Origin of the sequence: Pantoea sp. JZ2, assembly GCF_035191405.1 — a bacterium.
Taxonomy (GTDB): domain Bacteria; phylum Pseudomonadota; class Gammaproteobacteria; order Enterobacterales; family Enterobacteriaceae; genus Pantoea; species Pantoea stewartii.
Genome location: NZ_CP045247.1, coordinates 4,404,303 through 4,415,658 on the forward strand (window position 1 = coordinate 4,404,303; position 11,356 = coordinate 4,415,658).

The window sequence follows — 11,356 nt, forward strand, 5'->3', positions numbered from 1 at the left end:
CATTTATCCCCTGCCATTCCGCTCCAGCCTGCGGATCCTGCGCCTGTACAGGACGCGCTGGCGAGTGTCTTCGTCAGTGAAAAAGCGCCGATACAGCCATACTGCGGCCACGGCCAGCAGTAGCCAGGGCAGCACCTTCACAATCAGCATCACCATACCGCCGACAAACATCACGATCGTGGCCACGACCAGGGCAGCAATGACGCCGATTAAGGACACGCCAGTCAGCAACAGCATCAGGAAGAAACCGAATACAAAAATAATGTCCATTTGTTCACTCCTCACGATGAATACGTTACGTATTACAAGAACCATGCCAACAAGTAACCTGTTGATAGTGATGAGTTAAGTATGAAGTATGCAAAATCAACCTGGCGAGATTCACCAGATTATGGTGAAAAAAAACCAGCCGGCTGGCTGGTTTAACTGTATCAGGCTTCCTGAGGGATCTTATCGGCGACCAGCGCTAATGCAGCCTCCAGTACCCGCACATCGGCACCGGGCTTATGGGCATTCTCGCTAAGGTGACGACGCCACTGGCGCGCGCCAGGGATCCCCTGGAACAGCCCCAGCATATGGCGCGTCACATGGCCAAGGTACGTGCCTTTTGCCAGCTCGGCTTCAATATAAGGGTACATGGCGCGCACCACCGCCACCGGATCAGCGGCAGGCTGTTCCCGGCCAAACACTTCCCGATCGACATGCGCCAGGATGCCGGGGTTTTGATAGGCCTCGCGGCCCATCATGACACCATCCAGGTGCTGAAGATGCGTTTTAGCCTCTTCCAGCGTTTTCACGCCGCCGTTAATGGCAATCGTCAGTTGTGGAAAATCACGCTTTAACTGATAAACCCGGGGGTAATCAAGCGGTGGAATCTCGCGGTTTTCTTTCGGACTCAGACCCGAAAGCCATGCCTTGCGCGCATGAATGATAAAGGTGTCGCAGCCACCGCGCTCTGCCACAGTGCCGATAAAATCGGTCAGGAAGGCATAGCTGTCCTGTTCATCGATACCGATACGGGTTTTGACCGTGACCGGAATATCCACCACATCACGCATCGCTTTGATGCCGTCAGCGACCAGCCCGGCTTCCGCCATCAGGCAGGCACCAAAGCGGCCATTCTGAACACGATCTGACGGGCAACCCACATTGAGGTTAACTTCATCGTAACCGCGCTGTTCAGCCAGCGCTGCACACTGCGCCAGTGCAGCCGGATCGCTGCCGCCCAGTTGTAACGCGACCGGGTGCTCCTCTTCACTAAAGGCCAGATAATCGCCTTTACCGTGAATAATGGCACCCGTGGTGACCATTTCGGTATACAGAAGCGTATCGCCGGTCAGCAGACGATGGAAATAGCGACAGTGACGATCCGTCCAGTCGAGCATGGGGGCAATGCTAAACCGTGAAGCCCTGTAATTTGGGGCTGCTCCTTTATCAAGGCTGGTTTGGTGCGGGTTGTGGTGTTCTTTATTTTCGTGCATTTTTAGTCTTTATGTCTTATTTTTTCTTTATCAGCACCCCCGACAGCACCCCTTATTTATGGGGTGCTGCGCGAAGGTAAAGGAAAATCATGGCCTACTATAGCATAGAAAAACGTCAACGCGCCGATGGAACACTGCGCTACCGCTGCACTGTCGGTGTGAAAGAGGGTGGCAAATATCTCTACAGGGAGAACCGGACATTCAGCAAACAGGCACATGCCAAAACGTGGGGTGCTGGAAGGGTTGCTGAACTTGAAGCAAATGGGGTGCCGACTGCCAATGGTTCTGACAAAATGACTGTTGGTGACCTTATAAGGCGTTATATCAACGATCCAAACCTGGGCGGCAAAGCCGGTCGCACAAAGCGCTATGTGCTGGATATGCTTATTGACTGCGACATAGCCGCTAAAACTCTTACAGAACTCTCAACCAGCCACGTTATTGAGCACTGCCGCCAGAGAAGTGGCGCGGGTGCGGGCCCTTCAACTGTTAACCACGATGTAAGTTATCTTTCTTCCGTTCTGGCATCAGCAAAACCTGTATACGGTATCGATTACTCAACAAACCCTGCAACTGATGCAAGGCCCATGCTTTTAAAGATGGGACTAATTGGAAAATCCAAACGGCGCAGTCGTCGTCCTGTAAGTGATGAGCTAGACAGAATGATTATTGCCCTTGAAGCCCGGAGCGATCACGCTGCAGCAAAAATACCCTTCGTTGATATTCTGAATTTTTCAATTCTCAGTTGCATGAGAATTGGTGAAGTCTGCAAAATCCGCTGGGATGACATAGACGAAAAACAAAAGGCAGTACTGGTCAGAGACAGAAAAGACCCCCGCAAAAAGTCAGGAAACCACATGCTGGTTCCGCTACTGGGCGATGCCTGGAATATAGTGCAACGTCAGCCCAGAGGAAGTGAGTTAATCTTCCCGTATAATTCTCGTTCCGTAACGGCCGGCTTTCAACGCGTCAGAAATGCCCTTGGAATTGAGGATTTGAGGTATCATGACTTACGCAGAGAAGGTGCCAGCCGCCTTTTTGAGGCAGGTTTCAGTATTGAGGAAGTGGCGCAGGTCACCGGGCATCGCTCTCTGAATGTCTTATGGCAAGTTTACACAGAGCTTTACCCCAAATCCCTTCACGATAAATTCAATAAACTAACTCAGGATGTCGGTTAATTTATGGATGTGGTGCTGTTAATCACGTAACTCACCACGCCAAATATTTCCGCCCGTTCATCAATATTTGGCTCCGAAAACGTCCAGAGCACTTCGTTACTGTTCACTGCAATCAGTGCAGGGAGCGGGCGTAACTGAACCCGGCACAGTTTCATTTCGTCTTCCGGCGATGCCACTACCAGTGAGCCATGCACGGGCTTTAGCGAGGAATCTACCACCAGCATTGCGCCTTTTAGTATCCCCTGTTCGGGGTACTGCGCATCGGCTTTGATAAAGAATGTTGCGTGCGGATGGCTGACAAGCAGTTTGTTCAGGTCGATGCGACTTTCTGCGTAGTCCTGCGCCGGGGAAGGGAAACCCATAAACTATCTCTTTTGTTGAACTGGATAAAAACACAGTATATAAATACACTGTAAATCCATCCAGTACATTTTCAGTCAGCAGACAGGCGAGGTGATCATGATTGTTGAAGTGACCATTGCTAAAGAAAAAGTTAAAGCTATGCCCAAGGGTGCAGTTGATGCGTTACGGGATGAACTGATTAAACGGCTGGCTAAGAGGTATGAGGATTTAGAAGTGATCGTTAAGGCCGCCAGCAATGAAGGTCTGTCAGTTCGGCGTTCGCAGGATAAGGAAGGGGATAAAGCGCACGTAGAGAATGTTTTGCAGGAGGCATGGGAATCTGCAGACGAGTGGTTTTATAAGTAATTCTTAAGGTTCTTCAAAAATTTAAAGGTATCGGGTAGTATTCTGATTTTCCACTAAACTGGCTTACCTGATGCCTATTACTTATTTCCCCCGGACGGGGCAAATTCTATTGTGTGACTTCTCCCAAGGCTTTCGCGAACCAGAAATGGTGAAATCGTCTCGTCCAGTAATAGTTTTATCGGGTACCTTGGCAGGAAGATCAAACTTAGTAAGCGTGGTTGCATGCAGCACTGTTGAGCCAGACCCCGTAAGAAATTATCATTATCTTCTGCCAGCTAAATCAATGCCTAAAACTAAGCATTTCAGGGACCGCAATACATGGGTGAAGGGTGACATGGTTTATACGGTCGCCTTCCACAGACTGGATGCCGTTTGTATTGGAAAGGATAGATGCGGGAAAAGAATTTACCATACTGATCAACTAGGTAAAGAGCAAATGAACGAGATTTATAAATGCGTTCTAAGCGGGTTGGGTATGAGTTTTTTGAATCAACACATCGGATAATTTGTCACAGTCAATATTGTATTTATCACCAGGTGTGTTATGATTTTTTCGTATCCTGCGGCAGTAGATATACTGACGACAGGCTTTTGAGACTGCTCTAAGGTGCGACCATTGCAGCCAGCGCGGCAGGAAGCGATAGCAAGCTTAGCCAGCGCTGTGTAGGTAAAAAGAAGACCCGGCCACCGAGCCGGGTTTTTTATTGCTTCAGGCGAGAGCGGCTAAATCTTTGCCCAGTCGTCGGGCTTTTTTTTGCAATCAGTTTACACAGGGCTTGATGGCCATGTGATGTCTGGCGCTTTGCTCAGATCAACCCTGTTCACATCAATGCGATACTTTTTCCAGAGCGGCAACAGGCGTTTTTCCTCGTCGGTGGCCACCCCCAAATCGACTGCATCCTGCAGCGGGTTGATCGCGTCTGTTGCTACGCCAAGATAATAGGCTTTCAGCCCTGTGGCTTTTGCGACTGATTCCTCATGCGAAATGACGCGCGGCACAATTTTTTCACCATCAAACATCCATTCGCCGTTTGCGGCAAATCCCTTCGGAATATCCTTTTCTTCGATAGACGTTACAGAGCGGTTTTCAGGATACAAGCCGGTGGCATCGTAACCGCACGTTCTGATGATGTTGTCTGATTCGAAAGCAATCTTTAGCAGCCCGTTATCCAGTTCTTTAAGTACTGTTCCGTACCAGTCCTGCCCGTCATCCGTCCTGAACGCATAATCAATGAACGTCGGTACTTCCAGCGGGTACTTTTTGAAATTCTTATAAATTTTCATTTTCACTCCTTAAAGCCAGGTTGCATCGACCCAGTTACCGCCGACTTTGCGTTGTAACCTGCGATAGTAAATTTTAGTTATGCCGATGTAGTTGCCCGTTGATGTTGACGTCAGCCCGGTAACGTAACAGCCGCTGGGTACAACACTGTCTGTTGACTGTCCTGTGCCGGGAATAGTCACGTTCATAGACTCCTGCTGGCCCAGACGAAGGTCGGAAGCCATATTTCCGTTCAGGAATGTGCCGTCTCGTCCTATTTCCAGATAGCGGATGCCGTTGATTTCCACAGCAAAGCTTTTAAGGGTATTGTCCCCGGCCCGCACAATACCGGTGCGAACGTAGTCGTTATACCAGGTGTAACTTGACCAGGCGACGAAGCTGTCAGTCGCCTGACCAGCGGCGGCGGAAATCAGCTGTACAGGGTTAGACTCATTGCCAAGAGTACCTACTGCACCCAGCCGAAAAGTCTGGTTATAATCGCCCCCGCCTGCCGATACAGCCCCAACATTATCTGGAGTTAATTTAATATCAGCACTTCCGTCGAACGGAACGCCCGCAATATTTCTGGCGGTGGACAGTTTTGTCGCACTGGCAGCGGTACCGTTTACCGGTAGTGCGCCCACATCACTGGCTGAAGGTTTATTCAGGGTGTGATACAGCTCTCCCCAGTTCGAAAAGTTGCCGTTTGACAGCAGCATGCGAATAAATGCCCGGGGCGAACCGCCAGCAGAGCCCTGTCCCAGACCGGCAACCTGCCAGCCTATCTGGTCACCCATTGCATGCGTAATTCCACCCACCCACTGACCAGGGAGCGGGCCGATATTGTCCTTCGGCGCAAAGTAATCGAACCGCGACACGTCAACCGCCGCCATCGTGCCGGGCAGTTTTTCGTTACGGATCCCCAGGCCAAAAGCGCCGTTACCCATAAAATCCTTGCCCAGACCTGTGACCAGTTTTGCGATAAAACCATTCACATCACCGTCATCCAGCACATCCTGTCCTGATTTATTCGCAACATACTGCGCCAGCGCTGCCGCGATAAAGCTTGCCTGCCTTAATACCTTGTTGATCTGCGCGGAACTGGCCTTACCGGACTGGAAACCGCTGGCCAGCGCCACCAGCGCCTCGTAATCAGTCTGGCTGGTCACGTTCGCACCGTTGCCCACCGCAAACGGTTTAAAATTATTTGCTGCCATCAGAGTTGTTTCTCCCATGAACCACTGTCAAAGCCCGATATAAACTGGTTGTCCATATCGAACCCAAAAAATGTACTTCCCTCAGACGGGGTAATGACCGAGGGGATTTGAATGCTGCCCGCATAAACGCCCGCCGCTTTTACTGTCAGATAGCCCTGACGTATGGCCGCAATGAGCTCTCTCGACACCAGGCTGATATCTTTTTCAGGAAACACCCACAGGCCGACAGTCATGTCCTGCCCGTCAACGATCTGCATCGTCAGGCCGGAACCGGCCAGCGCGTTATCCAGAATTGCTTTTAACGAACCGTTGGTGCCGTCCCAGTTGTTAATAGCTATCTTGGCTTTGAGTATAATCCGGTAGGTTTCATCACTGAGGCGGGTATAGCCGCTGTCGGGGTCATACGGTCCCTGCCAGACACCCTGATCCCAGCCCAGGCCATCCGTATCGAAGGAAAAATAAACGCCCGATATAGGCACGGCCACCGTGCGGCTCCGGCCTATCCATTCCCCGAGGATGTCCAGCTGTACGCCCACGGCTTTATCGATGTCAAAAGCCGTCAACAGTCCATCCATGGCGCTGGCTACATCCGCCAGGGGGCGGGTGGACAAATCCACGTGCTGTGTAAAAAGTGGCTTTGTACTGTGATAATTGGTTATCAGGTCGGTGTATTTACTCATGACGCCACCGTGACAGTGATGTTATCCACTGAACAGGTCACCGCCTCGTTAAACGCCGTCACGATATTGGCCGGTGCGACCGTCGCCGCCGAACGCCCGATCTGCAGGCTGTTGATGTCGTAATACCGGCTTTCCCCTCCGCTCACCACGCCCAGATTTGCCGGGGAATACACGCGGCTCAGCAGCAGGTCATCACCGATATCCAGCGAGTTAACGTAATCCGCAATCGCCTTTTTGATGTCATTACCGACCTGTGTCGTGTAGCCCTGAAAGACCTTAAGCGTGATAGCCACAAACACGGGCACCGGTGATGACCTTGAAAAACTGATGGTGTGTGGATTTCCCCATTTGTCCTGCACAGAAACGGCCGTGGAACCGAACGTGGCAACGCCCTGCCCCTTTTTGCCCTGAATAACCTGAGCAATGGAGTTAACGTCTCCACCGTCCACAATTGCCGCAACGGAGTGCGCAGGCAGCCCGTTTGCGTCCTGGCTTCCGGTGTCGTTTTCATAGAGTTTGTGACGTGTCACGCCGGTGACTTTCGCGATTGCCCCGTCCAGCGCTACAAAAGGCGTCAGGGACGGAAGCGCAACACTCTGCCGCTGACGGGTGCGAAGCTCTGAGTCCTTTTCTGCTGCACTGCCTACCGTCGCCGCTGATGCGTTAGTGACACTCGTCCAGCCGCGCGTGGGCGTGTTGATTTTATTCACAGAGCCCGCTACCGCCGCGACGGCACCCGCCACGGCACATGTTGATGTGGCAATCACGGTACCGCCCGGGCCGATGGTCACGCTCGCAGGCAGGTTCCAGATAATACCGTTGGCGTCCTTAACTGAACCGTTGGTAATCGTGGTACCCGCCGTACCGGCCAGCGTCAGGTCAGTGGTTGAGTTCGTGGCCGCACGGCGGCTGATACCGTTAATTTTAACGTTACGTGAAAGTGCATCGGTCATGCCTGTTGACGGCGAAAACGAGTTGTAAACCGCAATGGCGGTGTTGTTGGCGTCATGAATGGCCAGCGCCACCAGCGCCACCATCTGACCGTCTTTACTGTCCGGATCCAGATAGGCATCGGTACCGTAAATCTGCTGAAAGTAGCCGGTAATGGTGGTTAGGATGGTCTGATAAGCAGGCGCACTGATGCCCTGGGCGGTTACCGTTGCCGATAGCCCCAGCGTGTCTAGGTTGAGAGCCATTAAGCCTCGCTTGTAACGGTGGTCGTCCCGTAGATGGTGTCAATCGTCGCGGTGAAGATTACCCGTCGACTGGTGGTGTTCAGGCTGGTATCGAAAGAGATGAGGGATTTCACGCCCTGTGTCTCAAGGATGCGCTGGCGTATGGCGAGGCTGTACGTTTCCGGCTTCTGCTTACCCAGTACCGACTGTATCCATGGCGTTCCCGCCGTGGTATCAAGAAACCACTGACCGTACCAGAGCAGAAAGCGCGTTTTCACAGCCTGCGCCACAGCGTCGGGTGAGTTAATCAGCCAGGTGTCATCGCCACGGCCAAACGTGTAATCGCCATCATCATCTTCGCGCCGGTATCGCATCAGTTAACCCCACCTGTACTGTCATTGCCTTGCTGAACGCCCTTATGCGTATGTCCATTGCTGATGTCTTTGCCGTTAGAAGTAAGCGAGCCAATGAACTGAATAGCACCCGTGATTTTTGCGGCTGTGCCTGCTGCTATGCTGCCCACCATGCCGCCTGCCCACGTTAACAAACCTGAAATCGTTACTGCCTGGCTGAATGTGGCCAGGGGAGTCGTAACGTTGAATCCTCCCGGTGCCACAACGTTTACGGCTTTGTTGTTCGGGTCCAGCTCGATATAAGCAGAACCATCATCAGTGCGCATCTGTAGGGTTGTGGTGCTGATGCCGGATATCTTCTGCGCCTGTGATTGTGGGCCAACAAAAGCAAAGGCATCGGATAAATCATGCTGGCGCGGATCGACAGGCTCCTGAACGCCGCCATTCTGCCACCAGAAATCGATACAGCGATCGGAAAACACCACCAGGCATTCGTCTCCGGCTTTTACCGGGAAAGTGATTGTGCAGCCGCCACCGCGCTGGAAGTACACCGGCACATCCGTGAGTAGCGGGTAATCATGCGTAGACTCATTACCGTCACTGTCCCTCTCGATATACCGGATGGCAGGCTGCACCACCACCGTGACAGTATCGGGATCAAAGGACTGTACGATTCCAGGTAATGCCACACGCAGTTGATTGTTAATCACGCTGCGCTCAGTTTTCAGAACCTCTGAGAGCTCACCGCTGCGTGTCTGGCTGGATACTGTCATTTGCTTTTCTCCGGGCATAAAAAAACCCGCCAAAGCGGGTTATGGTCATCGTTCAATCAAGGGCGGTTGATGGTGGTAACTTAAATGGGGGGTGTGGATCGTAACTAACAAAACGTACTTCATTAATTTTGTTTTGATATTGAACTACATATTTAGATGTCCAGTCCCCAAAACTTCTACTTTTGTCGTATTCAGTATGACCAATATGGTAATGCCAAAGCCTGTTTTTGATTGCAAATTGGATTAGCTTTTCACGCTGCGCATGACTTTTGCTCACACCGGTAGAAGGTTTATTCCTTCCTGGTAAGTCATCAAAACCCGTATTATTTAAAGAAACAGTAAAATCACCAATTAATTTCAACTCATCATCAGAGAGTGAAGCCATTTCTTTAAGGAAACTTTTTGAATATAAAACAGTGATCTGCATCCCTACCCCTTCATTCCTTTAATCCATTTTACAAAATCGTCCCCCGAGTTGACCCAAGATGGGTGTTCCACCATTGGTTCAGATAGAGCATTCTCAATCTTATCAATCTGGATACCAACTGGATAATCAGATTCAATGAAATTAGGGAGTATTTCCGTTAACCCCTTAACTGCATTATAATAATCGCTAAATGCGTTAAGAGTCTTAATCTCAAGATGTTTCAAGGTAGCCATATGTGGGCGCCAAGCAGGAGAGGCGGAGGCCATGAAAAAAGCATACTTAAGCCTTTTTATTCCTACATTAAGCCTTTGAGCAATATCGATTAATTGCTCCTGATCTACATCATCAATACGCAATTCCTGCATCTCTTCAGCAGAGCCATGCAGTAATATTTGCAGATAAGCATTGCCTTCCTCTGCCTTAGAAGCAGCCAGGTCGATACGCTGGTAAGCCATCTTCATTATGTCCCTGACTTGTTTTTTTGACAGGGATTCTGAGTGAGCACGGTCAAACTCCCCAAAAGAACGTTCAATCTTTCTGGAGAAGGATTCCATAAATTTATCGACTGCTGGAGCATTCGGCGGTGTAAACGCCAACGCAGCACTCAAGCCAATCATAAACTCACCTATTGTTGATGCATACTTTAATGGCGCCAGAGTATCGCATGTTGTAGAGAAGGATCAATCCGCCACTTTCACGCACGGGAACGAGCCGATCACACGCGGTGCGTCCATGCTGGCTTGCAGTAGCTGGACGTTGAGAAAACGTGAGTCGCTACCTGGTCGATGGATATACTGGAAACCGTAATTATTGCCATCACGTGCTGGCATCAGGCCCATGTCGATTTTCATACCTGTGCCATCTTTACCAAGCATTTTAATTTTCTGAGATGTTACTGTCTGCCCGTTGATCTTGAAAAGGGAGTCAGGGATTAAATCTAATCTGAACCCTCCACATTGGAGAGCCATGTTATCGGCATAACAAATCGCAGGTAAAAGAACAGCCAAAAGTAATGCCAATTTTTTCATGTGCTAAGCACCTTTTTGAATAGCAGACTGGGTGACAACATCTTGGGCCCCGCGCGCTTCACACATTAAGTCCATGTACCACGCCTGACCTCTGGTATCACCAGTGTACATAATAGCGACTACTTTATAAACGCCGTCTGTAGCGATGCTGGCAGGATTTGAAATGGTTCCGCTTGTTGTCGTATTCCCGTTGGTGGTTTGGTCGATAATCCTTCCCTGCGACATGCTGATGTCGCTGTCCGACAACGCGGCACGGTTAATCACCACATCACCCTGATTCAGCCTTATCAGACCATTAACCCGGATGTTGGGATTGATGAGGCTGCGCACGTTGATGCCGTTACCGATGGTCTGCTGCGGCATACCGATAAGGCCGGTATCGCTGTTCAGCTCAATCGCTTCGTGCACCACTTCATTATCGCCCACCATTTCCATTTTGCCGTCAACGAACATCCAGGTAGCGGTGCATTGCTGCGCCACGTTGTCCATCAGGTCGCGCGTCATGCCGAACAGCACGCGGCCACGCGGGAAAACGGTCGAGGGCATTGCCGGTAAATTGCCCTGCTCCGCGCCTTTGGCCGCAAAATCTTTCATCAGCGCTTTCTGTACATCGGCTGTGGTGTAGCCTGCCGCCAGCGTCATGCTGGTGATGCTGGTCGAATACGCTTGGTGCGCATCTACCGCCTGAATGAGCACAAACGAATCAACTGGGTTTTCTTTGCCCGTCAGCGAATAGCGGATTTCGCCGTCGAAGATTACACCGTAGTTGCGCCCGTCCTGCTGGCCCACCTTGTTGGCATCGACAGACCGCGCCACGCCGACCTGATCGGCACTGACATCCGGCGCTATACCGTCATAACCGGCAATCGCCCGGACGCGGGAGAATTCCTCTCCCATGATGCGCTGCACGGTATCCGGCGCAAGGTTATAAATGCGGAACGTTCCGACGCGCGTCTGGCTGCTGAGGTTGAACCAGTCGATATTAAACGTCACCTTGAAGTCGCCCAGGTCAATGCCCTTGCCGTCCTTGTCCACCACCTGCAGCTCAAAATGACGCATCCAGTTCTGTGACATG

At 51.1% G+C, this 11,356-nt stretch carries 16 protein-coding genes; 3 read left to right on the forward strand and 13 right to left on the reverse strand.

The features are described 5' to 3' along the window. Nucleotides 1-3: 3 nt before the first annotated feature. Both pspG and dusA read right to left on the reverse strand, forming a co-directional pair. Nucleotides 4-270, reverse strand: a complete 267-nt coding sequence (pspG, locus tag GC087_RS21200; RefSeq protein WP_006121560.1) for an envelope stress response protein PspG — start codon at nt 268-270, stop codon at nt 4-6. Nucleotides 271-431: 161 nt separating this feature from the next. Next, nucleotides 432-1,385: a tRNA dihydrouridine(20/20a) synthase DusA gene (gene dusA, locus GC087_RS21205; protein WP_416383442.1), complete on the reverse strand. Its 954-nt coding sequence runs from the start codon at nt 1,383-1,385 to the stop codon at nt 432-434. Nucleotides 1,386-1,570: 185 nt separating this feature from the next. Here dusA and GC087_RS21210 point away from each other — a divergent pair, with 185 nt between their 5' ends. After that, entirely contained in the window at nt 1,571-2,659 is a 1,089-nt protein-coding gene (locus tag GC087_RS21210) for a tyrosine-type recombinase/integrase (protein WP_324029243.1), read from the forward strand. On the opposite strand, the gene GC087_RS21215 is transcribed toward GC087_RS21210, so the two are convergent. Continuing rightward, on the reverse strand, nt 2,656-3,021 hold the full coding sequence (locus tag GC087_RS21215; protein ID WP_324029244.1) for a S24 family peptidase: 366 nt from the start codon (nt 3,019-3,021) through the stop codon (nt 2,656-2,658). The two genes, GC087_RS21210 and GC087_RS21215, sit on opposite strands and share 4 nt — an antisense overlap. Nucleotides 3,022-3,118: 97 nt before the next feature. Between GC087_RS21215 and GC087_RS21220 the strand changes: the two genes are divergently transcribed. Next, the gene (locus GC087_RS21220; RefSeq protein WP_324029245.1) at nt 3,119-3,367 is read left to right on the forward strand and encodes a DinI-like family protein; all 249 of its coding nucleotides are present in this window, start codon (nt 3,119-3,121) and stop codon (nt 3,365-3,367) included. 145 nt (nt 3,368-3,512) lie between these two features. Then, nucleotides 3,513-3,872 carry a type II toxin-antitoxin system PemK/MazF family toxin gene (locus GC087_RS25860; RefSeq protein WP_416383443.1) on the forward strand — a complete coding sequence of 120 codons (360 nt, stop codon included), beginning with the start codon at nt 3,513-3,515 and terminating at the stop codon, nt 3,870-3,872. 260 nt (nt 3,873-4,132) lie between these two features. Here the strand turns inward: GC087_RS25860 and GC087_RS21225 are convergent, their stop codons facing one another. The 10 genes from GC087_RS21225 to GC087_RS21270 all read right to left on the reverse strand — a co-directional run bounded on the left by GC087_RS21225 (nt 4,133) and on the right by GC087_RS21270 (nt 11,355). Next, nucleotides 4,133-4,651 (reverse strand): tail fiber assembly protein, encoded by a 519-nt coding sequence (locus tag GC087_RS21225; RefSeq protein WP_324029246.1) that lies wholly within the window; start codon nt 4,649-4,651, stop codon nt 4,133-4,135. Between the two features lie 9 nt (nt 4,652-4,660). After that, nucleotides 4,661-5,845: a hypothetical protein gene (locus GC087_RS21230; protein WP_324029248.1), complete on the reverse strand. Its 1,185-nt coding sequence runs from the start codon at nt 5,843-5,845 to the stop codon at nt 4,661-4,663. After that, a complete protein-coding gene (locus tag GC087_RS21235) occupies nt 5,845-6,525 on the reverse strand; it encodes a DUF2612 domain-containing protein (RefSeq protein ID WP_058707414.1) in 681 nt (226 codons plus the stop codon). Before GC087_RS21235 ends, GC087_RS21230 begins: the two co-directional genes overlap by 1 nt. After that, nucleotides 6,522-7,721: a baseplate J/gp47 family protein gene (locus GC087_RS21240; protein WP_324029250.1), complete on the reverse strand. Its 1,200-nt coding sequence runs from the start codon at nt 7,719-7,721 to the stop codon at nt 6,522-6,524. The genes GC087_RS21235 and GC087_RS21240 overlap by 4 nt, the downstream gene beginning before the upstream one ends. After that, nucleotides 7,721-8,074, reverse strand: a complete 354-nt coding sequence (locus tag GC087_RS21245; RefSeq protein ID WP_324029252.1) for a contractile injection system sheath initiator — start codon at nt 8,072-8,074, stop codon at nt 7,721-7,723. The genes GC087_RS21240 and GC087_RS21245 overlap by 1 nt, the downstream gene beginning before the upstream one ends. Next, nucleotides 8,074-8,826, reverse strand: a complete 753-nt coding sequence (locus GC087_RS21250; RefSeq protein ID WP_064352519.1) for a Gp138 family membrane-puncturing spike protein — start codon at nt 8,824-8,826, stop codon at nt 8,074-8,076. Before GC087_RS21250 ends, GC087_RS21245 begins: the two co-directional genes overlap by 1 nt. A 52-nt stretch (nt 8,827-8,878) precedes the next feature. Then, nucleotides 8,879-9,253 carry a hypothetical protein gene (locus GC087_RS21255; RefSeq protein ID WP_064352518.1) on the reverse strand — a complete coding sequence of 125 codons (375 nt, stop codon included), beginning with the start codon at nt 9,251-9,253 and terminating at the stop codon, nt 8,879-8,881. 2 nt (nt 9,254-9,255) lie between these two features. Then, nucleotides 9,256-9,870 (reverse strand): hypothetical protein, encoded by a 615-nt coding sequence (locus GC087_RS21260; RefSeq protein ID WP_324029253.1) that lies wholly within the window; start codon nt 9,868-9,870, stop codon nt 9,256-9,258. Nucleotides 9,871-9,933: 63 nt separating this feature from the next. Beyond that, a complete protein-coding gene (locus GC087_RS21265; protein WP_324029254.1) occupies nt 9,934-10,281 on the reverse strand; it encodes an STY1065/STY2022 family phage-derived protein in 348 nt (115 codons plus the stop codon). Between the two features lie 3 nt (nt 10,282-10,284). Next, nucleotides 10,285-11,355 (reverse strand): hypothetical protein, encoded by a 1,071-nt coding sequence (locus tag GC087_RS21270; RefSeq protein WP_324029256.1) that lies wholly within the window; start codon nt 11,353-11,355, stop codon nt 10,285-10,287. Nucleotide 11,356 lies beyond the last annotated feature (1 nt).

Coding starts and splice junctions, on each gene's coding strand:
- pspG (WP_006121560.1), bottom strand. CDS start 270: ATGGACATTATTTTTGTATTCGGTTTCTTCCTGATGCTGTTGCTGACT.
- dusA (WP_416383442.1), bottom strand. CDS start 1,385: ATGCTCGACTGGACGGATCGTCACTGTCGCTATTTCCATCGTCTGCTG.
- GC087_RS21210 (WP_324029243.1), top strand. CDS start 1,571: ATGGCCTACTATAGCATAGAAAAACGTCAACGCGCCGATGGAACACTG.
- GC087_RS21215 (WP_324029244.1), bottom strand. CDS start 3,021: ATGGGTTTCCCTTCCCCGGCGCAGGACTACGCAGAAAGTCGCATCGAC.
- GC087_RS21220 (WP_324029245.1), top strand. CDS start 3,119: ATGATTGTTGAAGTGACCATTGCTAAAGAAAAAGTTAAAGCTATGCCC.
- GC087_RS25860 (WP_416383443.1), top strand. CDS start 3,513: ATGGTGAAATCGTCTCGTCCAGTAATAGTTTTATCGGGTACCTTGGCA.
- GC087_RS21225 (WP_324029246.1), bottom strand. CDS start 4,651: ATGAAAATTTATAAGAATTTCAAAAAGTACCCGCTGGAAGTACCGACG.
- GC087_RS21230 (WP_324029248.1), bottom strand. CDS start 5,845: ATGGCAGCAAATAATTTTAAACCGTTTGCGGTGGGCAACGGTGCGAAC.
- GC087_RS21235 (WP_058707414.1), bottom strand. CDS start 6,525: ATGAGTAAATACACCGACCTGATAACCAATTATCACAGTACAAAGCCA.
- GC087_RS21240 (WP_324029250.1), bottom strand. CDS start 7,721: ATGGCTCTCAACCTAGACACGCTGGGGCTATCGGCAACGGTAACCGCC.
- GC087_RS21245 (WP_324029252.1), bottom strand. CDS start 8,074: ATGCGATACCGGCGCGAAGATGATGATGGCGATTACACGTTTGGCCGT.
- GC087_RS21250 (WP_064352519.1), bottom strand. CDS start 8,826: ATGACAGTATCCAGCCAGACACGCAGCGGTGAGCTCTCAGAGGTTCTG.
- GC087_RS21255 (WP_064352518.1), bottom strand. CDS start 9,253: ATGCAGATCACTGTTTTATATTCAAAAAGTTTCCTTAAAGAAATGGCT.
- GC087_RS21260 (WP_324029253.1), bottom strand. CDS start 9,870: ATGATTGGCTTGAGTGCTGCGTTGGCGTTTACACCGCCGAATGCTCCA.
- GC087_RS21265 (WP_324029254.1), bottom strand. CDS start 10,281: ATGAAAAAATTGGCATTACTTTTGGCTGTTCTTTTACCTGCGATTTGT.
- GC087_RS21270 (WP_324029256.1), bottom strand. CDS start 11,355: ATGTCACAGAACTGGATGCGTCATTTTGAGCTGCAGGTGGTGGACAAG.